Here is a 16,911-nt window from a genome sequence, read left to right on the forward strand (position 1 = left end):
CTGTCCCAGGGGTCCGCAGCCGTCTTACTTAGTAGAGCTTCGTTTCCGGGGTGTAGCCTTCCACATTATCCTTCACGCGCTGCAGGAACCGTCCGCTGATGACTCCGTCCAGAATCCGGTGATCCAGCGACAGACAGATATTCGCCATCGAACGCACGGCAATCATATCATTGATGACGACAGGTCTTTTGACAATGGATTCAAAAGTCAGGATCGCCGCCTGCGGATAGTTGATAATCGGATAAGACAGAATCGAGCCAAACGAGCCGGTGTTGTTCACCGTGAACGTGCCGCCCTGCGTATCGTCCAAGCGCAGTTTGCGTTCCCGTGTCTTCAAAGCCAATTCGTCGATCTCGCGGGCCAGCCCGGCGACATTCTTCTGATCGGCTTTTTTGATGACCGGCGTCATGACGGAATCCTCTGTGCCTACGGCCAGCGAGATGTTGATGTCGCGTTTGACGATGATTTTGTCAACGGCCCAGACGGAGTTCATGATCGGGTAATCCTTGATCGCACTGACCACAGCCTTCATCAGAAAAGCGAGATAGGTCAGGTTAATGCCCTCTTTGCGCTTGAACTCATCCTTCAGCTTGTTGCGCAGCACCACCAGATTGGTCACATCGACCTCGATCATTGTCCAGGCGTGCGGGATCTCCGAGACACTCTGGCGCATTCTGGTAGCGATCGTATTACGGATCGGTGTAACGTCGATCAGATATTCCGAGCTGCTGCCCCGTCCGCCTTCGATCTCAATCGTCGGAATCTTCGGCGATTCGCTAAGGTGCAGGCCGGAGTTACGGACCGGCTGAAGTGCGTCCGGCACAGGCTGGAGCACAGGCTGCTGCGCTGCGGGTACAGCGGCAGCAGGGGCCGTGTCAGGCACCGGCGCTGCGGCAGGGGCTACAGCGGGTGCCGGCGGCTGAACGGCTGCGGCGCCGCTCGTAAGGAAAGTGAGCACATCCTTGCGTGTGATACGTCCGCCCAGGCCGGTGCCAGGCACGGCCGCCAGGTTGATGCCGTGCTCGGCGGCCAGCGACTGCACAGCCGGAGAGTAACGGGAGCGCATTGGCGCTGCGGCGTCATAAGCCGCAGCGGGCACAGGCGGCCGCGCGGCGGCGTGAGCCGCCTGCGGGGCGGTGCCGGATGCCGCAGCCGGGGCAGCGGCAGGGGCTGGGGCGTCACCGGAAGCTGCCGGTGACGGGGCCGCAGCAGCTGGCGCGGCGGAGCCAGCCACAGCGATGCGGGCGATGATCTCGCCGACGCTGACCGTCTGGCCCTCTTCGGCCAGCAGCTCGACCAGCGTGCCGTCTACCGTTGCAGGCAGCTCCGCGTTCACTTTATCCGTGATCAGCTCGCAGATCGGCTCATATTGCTCTATTGAATCGCCCGGCTGCTTCAGCCATTTCCCGATGGTCGCCGATACCAGCGATTCAGCCAGCTGCGGCATAATTACATCCGTCAGCGTTGTATTGTCAGACATAATGTCACTCCTTAATGTTTGGTAAGCACAGGCATCCTGAAGAACTTGGTACACAATTGTCTTCGGAAGCATGCGCTTAGTTTTGAAAGCGTCGACTTCTTGAATTTGCTTCGTACACAACTGTCTTCGGAAGCATAGACTCAAAGTGTTCTAAACGAAATTTACCATTTTCTTCGCTCAGGTGGCGATTCAGCCACGAAATCCTGCACTTAATAAAATATTCGCCCAGACAAATCTGCCCAAAATCAAAAATGTTGCTCAAAATGCAGCAATTCTCTTCATTCAGGCGGCTGAGCGGACATAATGCTGCATTTCCTGCAACAACCTGTCCTTAACCTCTGTTTACCTAGTACCCACAAGCTGCACTTTCTGCAACATTATCGCCCTAAGTCGGCACAGGCAGCTTCACTTACTTATCCCGCCGGTTTCTCTTATATATTAATACTGCGCCAGACGCAGCATTTCAGCCTTAACCTTGTCCTTGCTAAGCAGGAAGAATTTCTCCATCGGCGGCGAGATCGGCATCGCCGGTACATCGGGTCCGCACAGGCGGAAGATTGGCGCATCGAGGTCAAACAGACAATGCTCGGCGATGATCGCCGCGACTTCAGCGCCGATGCCTCCGGTCTTGTTATCCTCATGGACAATCAGCACCTTGCCGGTCTGCCGGACAGCGGCAATAATCGCCTCGCGGTCCAGCGGCTGGAGGGTACGCAGATCCAGGATATGTGCGGTGACGCCATGCTCCTTCTCCAGCTCCTCCGCTGCCTGCATCGCAAAATGCAGCGGCAAGCTATACCCGATCACCGTAATATCACTGCCTTCACGCAGCAGATTCGCTTCACCAATCGGCACCGTGTAGTCGCCTTCCGGCACATCGCCCTTGATCAGCTTGTAGCATTTCTTGTTCTCGAAGAACAGCACCGGATCAGGATCACGGACAGCGGCCTTGAGCAGGCCCTTGGCATCTGCTGCCGAATAAGGCGCCACAATCTTAAGCCCCGGCGTACCGAAGAAGATCGACTCCGGACACTGCGAGTGGTACAACCCGCCGAAGATGCCGCCGCCGATCGGCGCACGGATGACGACCGGACAGTTCCAGTCGTTGTTGGAACGGTAGCGGATTTTGGCTGCTTCGCTGATAATCTGGTTCGTTGCGGGCAGCATGAAATCAGAGTACTGCATCTCGGCAATCGGCTTCATGCCGTACATCGCAGCACCGATAGCCACCCCTGCAATGGCAGATTCCGCAAGCGGCGTGTCCAGCACCCGTTCTGCGCCGAACTGCTCCTGCAAGCCTTTGGTTGTTGTGAAGACGCCGCCCTTCACGCCGACATCCTCACCCAGCACGAACACCGACTCGTCACGTTCCATCTCTTCCTTCATCGCCAGCCGGATTGCATCGATATATTCCATCATCGCCATGGCTTAAGCGCCCCCCTTCAGGCCGGATTCATCGTAGACATGCAGCAGCGTATCTTCCGGTTTCGGGAACGGCGCATTCTCCGCGTAGGTTATAGCTTCTTTCAGTTCAAGATTATATTCGGCAGCCAGATCATGCTCCTGCTCGTCACTCCATAGACCGAGTCCGGTCAGATAGGTGCGGAACGCGGCGATGCCGTCTTTTTTCCAGTTCTCATCGACTTCCTCCTGGGTCCGGTAGGCCAGATCGTTATCCGAGGTGGAATGCGGCGACAGGCGGTACATCATCGCTTCAATCAAGGTCGGGCCTTCACCGGCAAGCGCACGGTCCCGGGCCTCCTTGACCACGCGGTAGACCTCCAGCGGATCATTGCCGTCCACCCGGATGCCTGGGAAGCCGTAGCCAAGCGCACGGTCGCTGACCTTGCCGCCAAGCTGCTTATGGGCCGGAATCGAGATCGCATACTGATTGTTCTGACAAAAAATAATCATCGGCAGCTTATTTACACCGGCAAAGTTACACGCTTCATGGAAATCCCCCTGATTGCTGGAGCCTTCCCCGAAGGTGACGAAGGAGACGAACTTCTTCTTCTGCATCTTCGCCGCCAGCGCGAAGCCTGCTGCATGCGGAACCTGGGTCGTGACCGGGCTAGAGCCCGTTACAATCCGCAGGCGCTTGCTGCCGAAGTGGCCCGGCATCTGCCGGCCGCCGCTGTTCGGATCTTCCGCCTTGGCGAAGACGGACAGCATCAGCTCGCGCGTGGTCATTCCAACAGAGAGGACAAACGCATAATCCCGGTAGTAGGGCAGGAAATAGTCATTCTCCCGGTCCAGTGCAAATGCCGCCGCGACCTGTGCCGCCTCCTGCCCGATGCCGGATACATGGAAATTGATCTTGCCCGCGCGCTGCAACAGCAGACTGCGCTCATCATATTTCCGTCCGAGCTGCATGAATCTGTACATATCGATAACCTGGCCGTCTGTGAGTCCAAGCTGCTTATGTCTGTTAACCGTGTCTACAGTACCTTGGGATTCCATATAAGAGGTACCTCCTTGAAAGTATTGCCGGCGCCAGCTTCCAGCCCCCGCTATCTCTAAGCGGTTCAGGATGCGTCCGCCAGGCAGATTGACCTTAATATTGTTATATGTGCCCTGATCCTATCACCAGGTACTAAATTCATTATATCCGTTTTCCCGGCAAAAAGAAAAGCCAAAATCCCTCCGCCATGCAGAAGCTCTGGAAACGAACAAATATAGCCGGTATGGAGCGATATTAGCGCAGTACGCGCCTTCCGCTCCCTCCGGCCTTCTTGTTAAGCTCTCTATCGCACGCTAGAATCCGATTGCTCTTCCATCCACCGCCAGCATGGCCTCGCCCAGTACCTCCGATAGTGTCGGATGGGCATGTACTGCCTCCCCGACCTCCCAAGGTGTGGCATCCAAGATCTGTGCCAGCGCCGCTTCGCCGATCAGGTCGGTCACATGCGGGCCGATCATCTGCACGCCGAGGATATCCCCGTTCTTCGCGTCAGCCACTACCTTCACGAAGCCATCCTTCATTCCGTAGACAATGGCTTTGCCGATGGCCGAGAACGGGAACTTCCCGGTCACCGTCTCGCGGCCGAGCTGCTTCGCTTCCTTCTCCGTGTAGCCGACACTAGCCACTTCCGGCCGTGTATAGACACAGCGCGGAACTAGATGGGCTTCATACGGATGGAGCGCTTCACCGGCCAGATGATTGACGGCACGGATGCCCTCATGGCTGGCAGCATGAGCCAGCTGCAGTCCGCCGATACAATCGCCAATCGCATAGATATGCGGTTCACCCGTCTGCATATTGGCATTTACCGCAATGACACCTGTATCGAAGCGGATATCTGTATTTTCAAGTCCGAGATTCTCAATATTCGCGACGCGCCCCACAGATACGAGCAGTTTGTCAGCCGACAGACTCTGGCTCTGCTCTCCCTTGCGGGCTTCAATCGTAATCCCTGTCTCTGACACCGTGCAGGTCTCTGCATCTACCGTTGTTCCAGTGAGTACCCGGACTCCTCGTTTCTTCAGCAGGCGCAGCAGCTCCCGTGCCACCTCTTCATCCTCCTGCGGCAAAAGCTGTCCGGCTGTCTCTACAACAGTCACCTGCACTCCGAAATCAGCCAGCATGGACGCCCACTCCACTCCGATTACCCCGCCGCCCACAATTATTATTGAGGCCGGCAGCTCCTCAAGCGTCAGCGCTTCTTCACTGCTCAGAATCACCTTGCCGTCAGGCACCAGGCCCGGCAGAATGCGCGGACGCGAGCCGGTAGCGATAATTAGATTAGTAGAGACCACGGTCTCCATCTCGCCATTCTCCAGCTCTACAGCCACTGCGCCGCTTCGCGGAGAGAAGATCGAAGGGCCGATGATCCGGCCTTTGCCCTTCAGCACCTGAATCTTGTGCTTGCGCATCAGATACTGTACCCCCTGATGAAGCTGCTCCACTACCGCTTCCTTGCGCTGCTGCACTTTGGGGAACACCAGCTTGGTGCCCGTAGTCTCTATACCGTAGCTTTCGCTCTCGTTGATTTCAGCCAATACCTCTGCACTGCGCAGCAGTGATTTGCTGGGAATACAGCCGCGGTGCAGGCAGGTTCCGCCCAGCTTGTCCATTTCAATAACGACAACAGATTTGCCCAGCTGCGCAGCGCGAATCGCTGCCACATAACCGCCGGTGCCTCCGCCAAGTATCGCTACATCACAGGTCATTGTCATGATATGTATCCTCCAGTCATTCCTCTTGAATTCAATTCAATCTCTTATATTGTACTCTCTTTCGAGAGTAATACAAAACTTACAAACGTCATGTATTCATGGACTTTTGCAGGTTAAAGCGTTATCATATGGGTGAATTCAAACGGCTGCGAAGAGGAGCGACTGTGATGAAACTGCTGATTTCACGCTTCATTGCCATCCTTATTCTGGTGATTCCCGGCCTCCTGGCGATGACGGGCTTCCTGATGATGAAAGATGATCTGTTCAATTATTTTGCCATGCATGGCGATGAGACTGCTATTCCCAAATTTGCGTGGCTGCATTTCGGCGGCGGACTGCTCTTGTTCCTGGCGGGCATGACCTTCCTGGGCGGCTGGATTCTGACCCGTGACCGCAAAAAGAACTACGTAGGCCCCCGCTTCCGGGAGAAGCAGCAAGCACAGCAGCCCCCGTCTTCCGAAGCCCGCTCCTAATCCTATAACTGAAACAGGGGATGTCTCAAGCCATGAACGAATCGGCTGCTGAGACATCCCCTGTTGGTTATTGATCACACCCGCTATTAGCCCCAAACTGGCAAAATCTAATGTACCAAATACAGCAGAATGCCATTTACCACTCAAAAATCGGATTTCTATTGCACAATATACAGTTACCTTAGCTAATTAGCCGCAGTAGCCTTTACTTCATTAGTCTGTACGCATTAGCCTCAGCACAGCCTTCGTTCATCCTATTCCTCAAAATCACCCTCACACCCGTCCTATCAAAAGCCCGTGCTCCGCTCACTCCCCAGCCGCTTCCTTGCTCCCCCGCACCAGCTCGCTGTAAAGACCGCCCTGCTTCAGCAGCTCCTCATGCGAGCCCTGCTGAAGCAGACGTCCGCCCTCAAGCACCAGAATGCGGTCAGCAGCGCGGATCGTGCCCAGCCGGTGGGCGATCACGAAGCTGGTCCGGCCGCGCATCAGCGCCTGGAGCCCTTCCTGAATCTTGATCTCAGTCACCGTATCGATGCTGCTCGTCGCCTCATCCAGTACCAGCATGGACGGATTCGCCAAAATTGCCCGGGCAATAGCCAAGAGTTGCTTCTGCCCCTGGCTGATACCGCTGCCATCTACAGACAGCATCCGGTCGTAGCCGTCCTGGAGTCGCATAATGAAGGCATGGGCATTGGCCAGCTTCGCGGCCTCCTCCACCTCTTCATCGGTTGCATCCAGCCTGCCGTAGCGGATATTATCGCGGATCGTACCTTTGAACAGGAAGGAGTCCTGCAGGACGAAGGCCATATGACTGCGCAGACTTTCACGGGTGACCGTTGACAGCTCCCGCCCGTCCAGCGTAATGCTGCCCCGGCTCGGATCGTAGAAGCGGGACAGCAGGCCGATTAGTGTCGTTTTGCCAGCACCGGTAGGTCCGACCAGCGCAATCATCTCCCCTGGCTTCGCCTCGAACGTAATTACCTGGAGCGTATCGGCTCCACCTTCATAAGAGAAGGACACATCCGTGAACTTTACGGCTCCCTCCACATGTTCCAGCTTCACCGCCTCGCCTTCATCCCGGGCCTCCGTCTCCTCATCCAGCACCTCGAAAACACGCTCCGCCCCGGCGATAGCCGACAGCAAAGTGTTCCACTGGTTCGCCAGATCATTCAGCGGCCGGGTGAACTGACGCGCATATTCGGCAAAAGCAATAATAATCCCCACCGTCACGAGCCCGCGGATGGCAAGCAGCCCCCCGACTCCGGCCACGATGGCAAAGCTCAGATTGTTCAGACCATTCATCAGCTTAGGAATAAAGCCCGAAATCGATTGTGCCCAATACCCCGACAGCATAATCCGTGTATTACGCTCTCTGAAGCCGGTGATCACCCGCTCCTCCTGCGAGAAGGCTTTGATAATCCGTTGCCCGGACAAGGTCTCTTCGATGAACCCGTTCAGCTCACCCATATTGCGCTGCCGCTCTTTGAACAGCGGTCCGGTCCGCCGGGTAATCCAGCGCATGCCCAGCATCATCAGCGGTACCACAATGAAGGTCAGCAGCGTTAGCAACGGGCTGAGCCACAGCATCACGCCTACCGTTCCCACCAGCGTCAGAATACTGGAAAAGATCTGAATGGCCGAGCTGTTCAGCGTCGAGCTGATATTCTCAATATCATTGGTCAGACGGCTCATAATCTCCCCCTGCTGCCTGCGGTTGAAGAAGGAGATCGGCAGACGGTGCAGGTGCGAGAACAGATCGGTCCGCATCCGGTAGACCGTCTCCTGGGCCACCTCGATCATCCAGACATTTTGCAGCCAGGAGACCAAAGAATTCAGCAGGTAGACGAGCGCCAGAACCAGCAGGAAGACAGCCCACGTTCTGCCACCCTCCCCGCCGAGATAATCGTCCACTGCCCGGCTGATCAGGTAAGGTCCAAGGAGTGACAAGGCTGAGCTTAGCAGAACCATGAACAGCACTAAGATCAGCTTTGTCCGGCGTTCGGCGAGATACGTCCATATGCGGCCTAGTGTGCCCGACCAGTTCTTGGCCTTCGCCTTCGGCTTCCGGCTGCCCATCGCCCCGAAGATTTTGGCTTCGCCGTGGCCTACCTCCAGCTTCGGATAGCGGAACGGCTCAATGAGTGCTTTGAACATGCTGCGCCTCCCCTGTCTGCGATTGATAGATTTTGCGGTACAGTGCGGACTCATCCATTAGCTCGGAATGGGTCCCTTGCGCAATCAGCCGGCCTTCGTCCAGCAGCAGAATCAGATCCGCTGAGGCGGTTGAGCTGATTTTCTGTGTGATCAGGAAGGTCGTGCAGGACAACTTCTTCAATTCTGCCAGCAAAAGTCCCTCCGTCACCGCATCAAGCGCACTGGTACTGTCATCCAGAATCAGAATCGCCGGTCTGCGCACCAGCGCCCGCGCAATGCTCAGACGCTGCTTCTGCCCGCCCGACAGATTGACTCCGCGTTGCCCGAGGGCAGTATCGTAGCCTTGCGGCAGCGCTGCAACCGTGTCATGAATCTGGGCTGCCGCCGCTGCCTGCTCAATCTCTGCCTGACTCGCCGCTGCATTTCCCCAGGCTATATTCTCCCGGATTGAGCCGGTGAACAGGAGCACCTCCTGCGGTACATAGCCAATAGAGCCCCGTAAGGTCTGCATATCCATCTCCGTATGCTTCTGTCCGTCCACCAGGATGCTGCCGCTGCCGCATTCATACAGCCGGGGAATCAGCGTTACCAGAGAGGTTTTGCCGGAGCCGGTCGCGCCCATAATTGCCACACGTTCACCCGGCTGCACCGAGAAGGAGATGTCCTCCAGAACCTTAATGTCACTGCCGGGATAGCTGAAGCTGACCTGCTGGAATTCAACCTTGCCTTGGGCAGCCGACGTTAGACCTTCTCCTGAAGTCATGCCCAGCTCGCCCGGACCTTCGCTTGCCGCCATCACTTCAGCGATCCGTCCGGATGATGCCCGTGCGCGGGAGAAGCTTACCATGATCCAGGATAGTGCTGACAGCGCTCCCATCGTACGCAGCGAGTAGTTAATGACGGCAACCGTCTGCCCCAGCGTAGCATCCCCTGTAGAGATCTCAATACGCCCAAACCACAGCACGGCCAGAATCCCGGCATTGACGATGATCATAATGAACGGTGTTGAGGTCTCGGTGAGCCTCAGCGCAGCAACAGTCGATCTCATCAGCTCTCCGCTGAACGTTGCGAACCGCCCGATCTCATGGCCCATCCGCACAAATACACGGATCAGCCGGATTCCGGTCAGATTCTCCTGAATAACCCCATTCACGCCGTCAAGCCTCGTCTGCACATTGCGGAACAGCTCGGACGCCCTGCGCATCAGCCAGATCATAAATATCACCAAGAACGGCAGGGTCACGGTCAGCAGCAATCCCAGCTTGATATGTACAACAAGCGCCATAATCACGCTTCCGATCACAACCAGCGGAATACGGGTCATGAACCGCAGCCCCATGAATATCGTATCCTGTATTTGTGTTACATCCCCAGTAAGGCGGGTGATCAGGGATGAGGTAGGGAAGCGGCTAAAAATATCGTAAGAGAACGACTGTACCTTTTCATACAGTTTGTCACGCAGGTCGAACGCGAACCCCTGACTGGTATGCGATGCAAAAAAGGAGCTGAGTATTCCCGCCACAAATGCCACAGCGGCACTCCCGACCAGCACACCGCCCCACAGCCAGACGACAGCCGTGTCCTGTTGCCGGATACCGTCATCAATGATTTTGGAGATCAGCAGCGGCTGCGACAGCTCCACGGCCAGCTCAATCAGCATCATGACCAGCGCGGCAATGGCGGCGACCCGGTATTTTTTAAGAAAAGTCAACATTAGCTTCATCGAAGATACCCCATTTGCTTATTCGTAGAGCGCATCCCGCAGGCGGGTAGACATGGCAGAGCCCTGTCCCGACTTCAAAATGACCCGGCGCAGTGCCTTGTTGCTGCGGTTCAGCTCAGTGAGCTCGGCCAGCATGTCTTCCAGTAAATTCTCCGTACCCGGGATAAGCTCCCCCTTCTCCCGCAGTGCATGGATCCGTTCCTTGTATTGCTCCAATTTCTCTGTCACCTGACTAACTTCCCTTCTGTTCACTATATTCTCCTGCTGAAGACACAATTGCGTTCATTATAGCACATCCCGGGCGGAAACAATGTTTGCACTGGCTACTCCGGCCCCGAGTATGATACTCTAGTAAGGTCGATTTTTTGGTCGTGTAGCAGATTAGCTGAACAGTGAAAGGATAGATGGACGTGGCACAATTATTTTTCAGGTATGGAGCTATGAACAGCGGCAAATCCATTGAGATTCTCAAGGTTGCACATAATTATGAAGAGCAGGGCAAGTCGGTGCTCCTCTTCACACCTTCCATTGATAACCGGGATGAAGTGGGATACATCTCCTCCCGGATCGGACTGCGCAAGCAGGCCATTCCGATTGATGAGCATACAGATATGTACAGCATCGTCAAAAATAGTCTGCCGAAGCCCCACTGTGTGCTGATCGACGAGTGCCAGTTCCTGAGCAAGGACTGCATCCTGCAGCTGGTGCGCATTGTGGATGAGCTGGACATTCCGGTGATGGCCTTCGGCCTCAAAAACGATTTCCAGAACAATCTGTTCGAAGGCAGCAAATATATGCTGATCTACGCCGACAAGATTGAAGAAATGAAGACCATCTGCTGGTTCTGCGCACGGAAAGCCACCATGGCACTGCGGGTTGAGAACGGCAAGCCGGTATACAGCGGCAAACAGATCCAGATCGGCGGCAATGAAGCCTATTACCCGGTCTGCCGTAAATGCCACAAGAATCCCCCATTGTAAAGTACCCTAATATACAACATTAAAACGCACTCCAGCCCTGATCCGGCTGGAATGCGTTTTTTGTTCTCCAGTCTATTGAACCACTTGAAACGCCTTGTGCTCATCCTCCTTGCGGACGAACAAATCATGCTGCATCGTACTCTTCCCTCCGAAGTTAGCACGCCGTGTGGTCTCTCTCATGCCGCCGTTAATCCTGGAACGGTGAGGGATGCCTGCTGCCGCAAGGCGGCTTTTGACCCGGAAATATTGTCCCTGATCGAAAGTAGTGTACACTAATGTGCGCTCCCGCGGGACGAAGAAATGCCAGATGCCTCTAAGTAAGCCCACATGCGTCACCTCCCTTTAGTTCAGATAACGTTCAAGTAGAATCCGCAGATGGTGCTGTTCATGTCCGATGATCAGACAGAGCTGCGCACGCACAGACATGGCAATCCCGCCAAAATTCCCTGTACGGGCATAGACGTCCTCCGCAAGACTATCTGCCAGCGCCAAGGTGGACTCCCGGACGATCCGGTAGTGCGCAATCATCTCCTGCAGCGTGAAGCGGTCGAACGCCCCGGCAGCCGCATAATCATTCTCCTCATAACCAGGCAACGGCGCCTGTTCCCCCCTCGCAAAACAAAGCAACCGGTAAGACATGATGCGGTCATTATCCGTCAGATGCCCTAGCATTTCCTTGATACTCCACTTCCCGGGGGCATAGCGGTAGGCTCCTTGCTCTTCTGTCAGCCCGCCAAGCAAAGTCAGCACCTGCTGAGTCTGCTCTCTTAGAATGACGCTCAGCTCTCCTTCGGGCGGCACCAATGTAATATATCTGGACTGAAATTCGGTGTACTCTCCTTGCGCAGGACGCTGATTCATGGTAAAAACCCCTCTCCAATCCAATTTTTAAGAAATATTTGCCGGAATGTGTCAAAACCTGTTGTTGTATCCTAGCCTATTATGTATAATATCACCAGGATTACAGATTTGTTAATCTATTTCCCGGGAGTGTAAGCATGCTGGATTTTGTGCTATTTATGATATTTTCAATATTGGAAACGTACGCAATGTTTTATTTAGCTTTCAAAGTTTTTAAAATTGATGTTTTCCATATAGAAATGATATTTGCAAGTTTTATAATGGCATTCCTTTCATTTGTAATTCGTGTGAACTATTCTTGGGTAGAGTTAGACATAATTGTACAATATCTCTTAATTTTTTGTTTCTTATGGCTACTTTTTAGAATTCATATATTTTATTCAGCAATACTTACAGGCATGACCTACCAAGCTTACACATTTATTCAGTTAATTTACGCACTAATATTTAATAAATTCGGTTTATTATCAAGTCAAACATTCTACGGCTTAGATATTACTACGTATTTTTTGCAATTCCTCACAGCTTTGACTGCTATAATAACAGGTTATTATGTTGGATATAAGCGTAAAGGATTTGATTATGTTCCAGATAAACCCAATGGGATTGTCATAATTAGCAAACGCGAAAAAATACTTTTCATTCTAAATTTACCAACTGTAGCAGTTGTAATTTCTATTATGCATCTATTTGATTCTGGTTACTTTCTGGCTCTACCAGTTATATATTTCACCCTTATGTTTTGTTATATTTACTTATCTTATACGAAGGACAGAAGCGGTCATGAATATATTAAGCAATAAAATTGCTTCAATTATTAAACAAACGAATCCTCAGGAGACTAGCTCTATTGAAATTATGCAATATTCCCTTAATATAATTTTAAACAGCTTGGTCATTATCATATCATCCTTGCTCATTGGATGGTTTACAGGAAGTGTTGGAGAAACCGCAATTGTTCTTTTTGGCTTTGCCTTTCTAAGATTTATGTCTGGCGGTAAGCATCTTAAGACTGCAACAGCCTGTAATGCCATATCTATCACATTATGTTCATCCCTACCACACCTTTCTTTTTTAATCGAGAATCAATTGTGGATAATTAATTTATCCTCATTTATTATTATGCTTATTTTTGCACCTAATCCTGATGCCAATGTAAGAATCCCTCTACGCATTTATCCATTCTTGAAGGTGATTTCCTTAATGATGGTAACATCAAATTTCTTCATTTGTTCGTCTGTCCTCGGATTGGCTTTCTTTGCTCAATCCTTAACAGTAATATCTTTACCTAAAAGGAGGGTCTGAATTGAAACAGAAACTAGCACGCATTGCATCCAAAGCCCTGACATCATCAGCCCATGTATTTGCTTCAGTACTAAAATCTTGGATTCACAGCCCGGAAGCACCAAAAGAATTACGCAAGTAATTACACAAGGATGGGGAGTACATGCGTGTCTTACTAAACGACGGCTCTTCCCGCAGTATCCGGGAGGAGGAGATATTGTATTTCTCTAACCACAAGAATACGATATTCGTCCATACGAAAGAAGGCGAATTTGTTCTCCCTACCACTCTTTCCGATTTGTATGCAGCTTACGGAGGCATGGGCTTTGAACGTCTTGACCGCAGCAATGTAGTCAACATTGGCAATATTGACGGTTATGATCCGGAACGGAAGATTGTTCTGTTCAATCAAGGGGAACAATTTGCTACTGTATCAGAGTCCAATGAAACACGTATCCGCAGATTTCTAGCTTCAAGGAAAAACGAATCACCGTCATAGACTAGCAGCGATCCTCCAAAAAGAGGGTCGCTGCTTTTTTATAATCATATACGGCTACAAATTCAATCATTATCACATATTATCCAACATATGTAAAGTAAAATTCACAGGGCGAATACCAGCAGACGGATTATATTCCAGATGGTACCATTTACATAGAAGCATTTCATTAATATCTTAATTATCTTTCCCAACACTCTCAACCATGATGGAGGAATACAATGGAAACTTACTTTCATCCTTCTCCGCGCCCCTCATCACTTGAGCAATTGTCTGACGAACAATTAATGAACATCTACGAATTGGCGCTGGAAGCCAAGGCTTCGCCAGATTTTATCCAGATAATCAGGAACGTCCTCACTACGCGGAATATTTCAAAAACCCAACATCATTAGCATGCGAAGCTCTCCTTCCATAAGATATACTTGCACAGACGCCAAAAAACCATCCTCCACAGACAGTGCGGGGATGGTTTTTGGTGTGTAACAAACTTTTGTCTACTCGATAATTTCGGTCTTGAACACGTTCTCCAGCTTACCGCCGAGGCGCTTTTTCAGGGGAACCTTGATGTCGCGTCCCAGCTCTTTGAAGAAGGTCTCTGCGTCACATTTAACGTTCTGAGCCATGGCAATGACGGTTCCATCGGCAACGATATTCTGATTCACTTCTAGCGGCACATCTACTTCGATATCGTATTTTTTGGTCAGTGTCTTGATGTATCGTGCAAAAATCTCCAACAGCTCTTCGTTGTTGAAATTCTCGATCGCAGCTTTTCCTTTGCTGGTAAACTTCATATTGATTCTCATGTTTCTTATCCCCTTTTCTGTCTAACCATTTGTAGTTTGTTTATGGATCAAGATGAATAGATGGCTGCAAGAAAGGGCAACATTATTCATTTTGGAAGCACGTTATGCCGGGCCCTTCTTTACTTGTACACGCCCTTGATCTGTTGTACTTTGAACTGGGTGAATTCCTTCAAGGCCTGAATAACCTGGTCTTGTTCCTCTTCCTTCAGCTCATAAATACCTTCACGCAGCCATTCTCCGAATAAGTAAGCCTGACGCCCCTGGCGCGGCTGCCTGCGGAGGCTATCCAGACTTCCCTCGAATATATCGTTCAGCACATCGGTCAGGTTGTACTTCTCGATCTTCTCTATAACCATTCCTGCCCCATATTCCGTCTCATAAACGATTACCTCTTCAGAATCAAAGGAAACATATGACGTTTCTTTGTCTTCCTTCGCCCGGAATTCCTTCAGCTTGTTGAACGCCGTCTCGTAAATGTAGTCTTGGGACTGATTATGCTTAGGTAGCTTGTAGCCCTGTTTCAGGGTCTTGATGTACTCAATATCAGGCATATAGTCGGCCAAATGATACATCCGGTTCTTGAGATCCCCTCCGAGTGCTTCAATGATCTTATCCAGGTTATCCTTAAGCGGGATACTCTCTCCCCGTTCAATCTTGCTGAGCTGTGAATAGCTGATGCCGCTCTTCTCTTCCAGCCCCCTGAGGGTTAACCCGCGGGCCTTCCTGAAGTGCCGGATGAAATTCCCCAGCTCATCGGGGTAATTATCGAAATCGTTCATAAGAGCCACCTCTACCTATATCATAACACAAGACAACAATTTGTGTTTCATAATAACAATTGTTTGTGTAAATTCTTTGGATCAGAATCGTAAAAACCTCCACATCCCCTTAATTTCTGGAGTTAATTCCCATAAATGAGAGCCGTTCCGATCCGTTTTCCTTATTCTCTCAAATACACCCCGATCTTATCCGATATTAACTAATGTAAACTTAATACCACAATTGGAGGAATGTTCATGTCTTACACAATGGAAGTCAATATTGCAAAAAACCAGGTAATCGTCAAAGCCTACGGCCTGACTGAGAGTGATGTACCCGCCTACATAGCAGATTTTGAAAATGCTCTGAAGCAGCTGAAGCCGGGCTTTACCGGAGTAACCGATGTGACAGGTTCCCCAACTGTGCTAGCGCCTGAAGTAGCCGCAATGCTCGCCCCGACCGGTGACCGAGCGATAGAAGCAGGGGTAGGCGGCTGGGTATACGTCGCAGACTCCCCGGTCTGGAAAATGCAAATGAAAAGACTGTTCGGCAAATTCGCCGTGCATTACCCTACATATCAAGAAGCCGATGCTTACCTTAGCAGCCTGGGCAACCAGTCCGTTAATTAGTTTGGAGGAGGAATTCTCTTGTTACCCATCTCTTCAACTTCTTCACCGGGCGCTATCTCCGTTACGGGTACCAGCAATCAGTCCCAAGCCAGATCCCGCGACAAAGAAATTCAAAGCCTGATCAAACAAAAGGCCAATCTGAACGAACAGGTTGCGGCCATTAACTCCAATGAGAACTTGGACAAAAAACTGAAACAAGAGCGCGTACAAGCACTGAAAGCCTCTATCCAGGAGGTAGATTCGCAGATCACACAGATCAAAGCTGAGGAAATGCAGGAAAAGATGGAGAACAGCAAAGCCAAAACTACCAAGACCCAATCCACCGAGACGGCTTCATATTCAACTAACCCTAATTCGGATTCGATGCATGCGATTATCTCAAGCAGTATCACATATGACCGTATGGGGAAGCTGGTTAACCTTGGGAAGCAGCTGGACAACCAGACCAAGCCTATACAGAGTGAGATCAAGCTGGAGAGAGACCGTCTGGCCAACAATCCCACACATGATATCGGACGGCCCTACATGCTGGAGAATGCCGAACGTGTAGTGCTACAGACCAAGCGGGAGAAGATCCTGGATATGAAGTCCACCATCCACAGGATCAACAGCAAGATTTCGGAGTTAGCTTCAGAATTGCGGGAAGACAGCAGTGCGGCTGCACAGAACAATAATGTTCCAAGCTCACTCTCCCGGATTACAGATGACAGCGATGAGATCAATTCCTCCAACCCTTCTGCCAAAAGTAAACAATCCAACAGCCCCGCAGACAAGGACGCTCCTGGAGCCGCCAACCCGGTAACCAGCGCCACCCCAGCTTCACCTTCGCTGGATATTATGGTGTGACTGCACATGTACAAAACCGTTCCTTACCGGAACGGTTTTTACTTTGTTTACGAATTCACCACATATAATGACCCAGGTGTTTTTTGTTATTCCTTAATACCCCGGCCAAGGATGCCGCACACAATATAATATAGAGTCCCAGGAAAACCGGCATGGACAGGAATCCCTTACGCTCAACAATTCCCATTCCAATAAAAGTCATCCCTAATATGAGATAAGGCAGGACCATCCCTCTTTGGAA

19 protein-coding genes are annotated in these 16,911 nt (G+C 51.6%); 8 read left to right on the forward strand and 11 right to left on the reverse strand.

Features of this window, described 5'->3' with window-relative positions:
* Positions 1 to 28 precede the first annotated feature (28 nt).
* The 4 genes from C162_RS23460 to lpdA form a co-directional block, all read right to left on the reverse strand.
* On the reverse strand, positions 29 to 1,480 hold the full coding sequence (locus C162_RS23460; RefSeq protein ID WP_036698317.1) for a dihydrolipoamide acetyltransferase family protein: 1,452 nt from the start codon (positions 1,478 to 1,480) through the stop codon (positions 29 to 31).
* A 438-nt stretch (positions 1,481 to 1,918) separates the two neighbouring features.
* Positions 1,919 to 2,905 (reverse strand): alpha-ketoacid dehydrogenase subunit beta, encoded by a 987-nt coding sequence (locus C162_RS23465; protein WP_036698320.1) that lies wholly within the window; start codon positions 2,903 to 2,905, stop codon positions 1,919 to 1,921.
* Positions 2,906 to 2,908: 3 nt separating this feature from the next.
* On the reverse strand, positions 2,909 to 3,940 hold the full coding sequence (locus tag C162_RS23470) for a thiamine pyrophosphate-dependent dehydrogenase E1 component subunit alpha (RefSeq protein WP_036698323.1): 1,032 nt from the start codon (positions 3,938 to 3,940) through the stop codon (positions 2,909 to 2,911).
* 294 nt (positions 3,941 to 4,234) lie between these two features.
* The gene (gene lpdA, locus C162_RS23475) at positions 4,235 to 5,656 is read right to left on the reverse strand and encodes a dihydrolipoyl dehydrogenase (protein WP_036698327.1); all 1,422 of its coding nucleotides are present in this window, start codon (positions 5,654 to 5,656) and stop codon (positions 4,235 to 4,237) included.
* A 167-nt stretch (positions 5,657 to 5,823) separates the two neighbouring features.
* Here lpdA and C162_RS23480 point away from each other — a divergent pair, with 167 nt between their 5' ends.
* Positions 5,824 to 6,129: a DUF2627 domain-containing protein gene (locus C162_RS23480; RefSeq protein ID WP_036698330.1), complete on the forward strand. Its 306-nt coding sequence runs from the start codon at positions 5,824 to 5,826 to the stop codon at positions 6,127 to 6,129.
* 306 nt (positions 6,130 to 6,435) lie between these two features.
* Here C162_RS23480 and C162_RS23485 read toward each other — a convergent pair whose 3' ends face one another.
* The 3 genes from C162_RS23485 to C162_RS23495 are packed head-to-tail and all read right to left on the reverse strand — an operon-like array spanning position 6,436 to position 10,234.
* Positions 6,436 to 8,283, reverse strand: coding sequence for an ABC transporter ATP-binding protein (locus tag C162_RS23485; protein WP_036698334.1), 1,848 nt, complete (start codon positions 8,281 to 8,283; stop codon positions 6,436 to 6,438).
* Positions 8,264 to 10,006 (reverse strand): ABC transporter ATP-binding protein, encoded by a 1,743-nt coding sequence (locus C162_RS23490; protein WP_036698337.1) that lies wholly within the window; start codon positions 10,004 to 10,006, stop codon positions 8,264 to 8,266. The genes C162_RS23485 and C162_RS23490 overlap by 20 nt, the downstream gene beginning before the upstream one ends.
* Positions 10,007 to 10,024: 18 nt before the next feature.
* Complete coding sequence (locus C162_RS23495; RefSeq protein ID WP_076154406.1) at positions 10,025 to 10,234, reverse strand: hypothetical protein; 210 nt, start codon at positions 10,232 to 10,234, stop codon at positions 10,025 to 10,027.
* Positions 10,235 to 10,416: 182 nt separating this feature from the next.
* Between C162_RS23495 and C162_RS23500 the strand changes: the two genes are divergently transcribed.
* The gene (locus tag C162_RS23500) at positions 10,417 to 10,986 is read left to right on the forward strand and encodes a thymidine kinase (RefSeq protein ID WP_036698342.1); all 570 of its coding nucleotides are present in this window, start codon (positions 10,417 to 10,419) and stop codon (positions 10,984 to 10,986) included.
* 72 nt (positions 10,987 to 11,058) lie between these two features.
* Here C162_RS23500 and C162_RS23505 read toward each other — a convergent pair whose 3' ends face one another.
* Both C162_RS23505 and C162_RS23510 read right to left on the reverse strand, forming a co-directional pair.
* Complete coding sequence (locus C162_RS23505) at positions 11,059 to 11,313, reverse strand: hypothetical protein (RefSeq protein ID WP_036698345.1); 255 nt, start codon at positions 11,311 to 11,313, stop codon at positions 11,059 to 11,061.
* A 15-nt stretch (positions 11,314 to 11,328) separates the two neighbouring features.
* Positions 11,329 to 11,847, reverse strand: a complete 519-nt coding sequence (locus C162_RS23510; protein ID WP_036698347.1) for a DinB family protein — start codon at positions 11,845 to 11,847, stop codon at positions 11,329 to 11,331.
* Between the two features lie 137 nt (positions 11,848 to 11,984).
* Between C162_RS23510 and C162_RS23515 the strand changes: the two genes are divergently transcribed.
* From C162_RS23515 to C162_RS35575, 4 genes are all read left to right on the forward strand, one after another.
* The gene (locus tag C162_RS23515) at positions 11,985 to 12,650 is read left to right on the forward strand and encodes a hypothetical protein (RefSeq protein ID WP_036698350.1); all 666 of its coding nucleotides are present in this window, start codon (positions 11,985 to 11,987) and stop codon (positions 12,648 to 12,650) included.
* Positions 12,631 to 13,152, forward strand: a complete 522-nt coding sequence (locus tag C162_RS35570; RefSeq protein ID WP_084649023.1) for an accessory gene regulator ArgB-like protein — start codon at positions 12,631 to 12,633, stop codon at positions 13,150 to 13,152. Before C162_RS23515 ends, C162_RS35570 begins: the two co-directional genes overlap by 20 nt.
* A 142-nt stretch (positions 13,153 to 13,294) precedes the next feature.
* Positions 13,295 to 13,630 carry a LytTR family DNA-binding domain-containing protein gene (locus C162_RS23520; protein ID WP_036698352.1) on the forward strand — a complete coding sequence of 112 codons (336 nt, stop codon included), beginning with the start codon at positions 13,295 to 13,297 and terminating at the stop codon, positions 13,628 to 13,630.
* A 221-nt stretch (positions 13,631 to 13,851) separates the two neighbouring features.
* The gene (locus tag C162_RS35575) at positions 13,852 to 14,025 is read left to right on the forward strand and encodes a sporulation histidine kinase inhibitor Sda (RefSeq protein ID WP_083677725.1); all 174 of its coding nucleotides are present in this window, start codon (positions 13,852 to 13,854) and stop codon (positions 14,023 to 14,025) included.
* A gap of 102 nt (positions 14,026 to 14,127) precedes the next feature.
* Here the strand turns inward: C162_RS35575 and C162_RS23525 are convergent, their stop codons facing one another.
* Together C162_RS23525 and C162_RS23530 are read right to left on the reverse strand one after the other, a co-directional pair.
* The gene (locus C162_RS23525) at positions 14,128 to 14,436 is read right to left on the reverse strand and encodes a hypothetical protein (RefSeq protein ID WP_036698353.1); all 309 of its coding nucleotides are present in this window, start codon (positions 14,434 to 14,436) and stop codon (positions 14,128 to 14,130) included.
* 119 nt (positions 14,437 to 14,555) lie between these two features.
* Positions 14,556 to 15,215: a helix-turn-helix domain-containing protein gene (locus tag C162_RS23530; RefSeq protein ID WP_036698355.1), complete on the reverse strand. Its 660-nt coding sequence runs from the start codon at positions 15,213 to 15,215 to the stop codon at positions 14,556 to 14,558.
* 237 nt (positions 15,216 to 15,452) lie between these two features.
* On the opposite strand from C162_RS23530, the gene C162_RS23535 reads away from it, so the two are divergent.
* Both C162_RS23535 and C162_RS23540 read left to right on the forward strand, forming a co-directional pair.
* Complete coding sequence (locus C162_RS23535) at positions 15,453 to 15,824, forward strand: hypothetical protein (protein WP_036698357.1); 372 nt, start codon at positions 15,453 to 15,455, stop codon at positions 15,822 to 15,824.
* Between the two features lie 18 nt (positions 15,825 to 15,842).
* Positions 15,843 to 16,670 carry a FlxA-like family protein gene (locus tag C162_RS23540; RefSeq protein WP_036698359.1) on the forward strand — a complete coding sequence of 276 codons (828 nt, stop codon included), beginning with the start codon at positions 15,843 to 15,845 and terminating at the stop codon, positions 16,668 to 16,670.
* The last annotated feature ends 241 nt before the right edge of the window (positions 16,671 to 16,911 follow it).

The sequence above is a fragment of the Paenibacillus sp. FSL R7-269 genome, from assembly GCF_000517865.1.
Classification (GTDB): domain Bacteria; phylum Bacillota; class Bacilli; order Paenibacillales; family Paenibacillaceae; genus Paenibacillus_AQ.

Bases quoted from the DNA above. Each gene is read 5' to 3' on its own strand.
- C162_RS23460 (WP_036698317.1), bottom strand. From the start codon at position 1,480: ATGTCTGACAATACAACGCTGACGGATGTAATTATGCCGCAGCTGGCT.
- C162_RS23465 (WP_036698320.1), bottom strand. From the start codon at position 2,905: ATGGCGATGATGGAATATATCGATGCAATCCGGCTGGCGATGAAGGAA.
- C162_RS23470 (WP_036698323.1), bottom strand. From the start codon at position 3,940: ATGGAATCCCAAGGTACTGTAGACACGGTTAACAGACATAAGCAGCTT.
- lpdA (WP_036698327.1), bottom strand. From the start codon at position 5,656: ATGACAATGACCTGTGATGTAGCGATACTTGGCGGAGGCACCGGCGGT.
- C162_RS23480 (WP_036698330.1), top strand. From the start codon at position 5,824: ATGAAACTGCTGATTTCACGCTTCATTGCCATCCTTATTCTGGTGATT.
- C162_RS23485 (WP_036698334.1), bottom strand. From the start codon at position 8,283: ATGTTCAAAGCACTCATTGAGCCGTTCCGCTATCCGAAGCTGGAGGTA.
- C162_RS23490 (WP_036698337.1), bottom strand. From the start codon at position 10,006: ATGAAGCTAATGTTGACTTTTCTTAAAAAATACCGGGTCGCCGCCATT.
- C162_RS23510 (WP_036698347.1), bottom strand. From the start codon at position 11,847: ATGAATCAGCGTCCTGCGCAAGGAGAGTACACCGAATTTCAGTCCAGA.
- C162_RS23515 (WP_036698350.1), top strand. From the start codon at position 11,985: ATGCTGGATTTTGTGCTATTTATGATATTTTCAATATTGGAAACGTAC.
- C162_RS35570 (WP_084649023.1), top strand. From the start codon at position 12,631: ATGAATATATTAAGCAATAAAATTGCTTCAATTATTAAACAAACGAAT.
- C162_RS23520 (WP_036698352.1), top strand. From the start codon at position 13,295: ATGCGTGTCTTACTAAACGACGGCTCTTCCCGCAGTATCCGGGAGGAG.
- C162_RS35575 (WP_083677725.1), top strand. From the start codon at position 13,852: ATGGAAACTTACTTTCATCCTTCTCCGCGCCCCTCATCACTTGAGCAA.
- C162_RS23525 (WP_036698353.1), bottom strand. From the start codon at position 14,436: ATGAGAATCAATATGAAGTTTACCAGCAAAGGAAAAGCTGCGATCGAG.
- C162_RS23530 (WP_036698355.1), bottom strand. From the start codon at position 15,215: ATGAACGATTTCGATAATTACCCCGATGAGCTGGGGAATTTCATCCGG.
- C162_RS23535 (WP_036698357.1), top strand. From the start codon at position 15,453: ATGTCTTACACAATGGAAGTCAATATTGCAAAAAACCAGGTAATCGTC.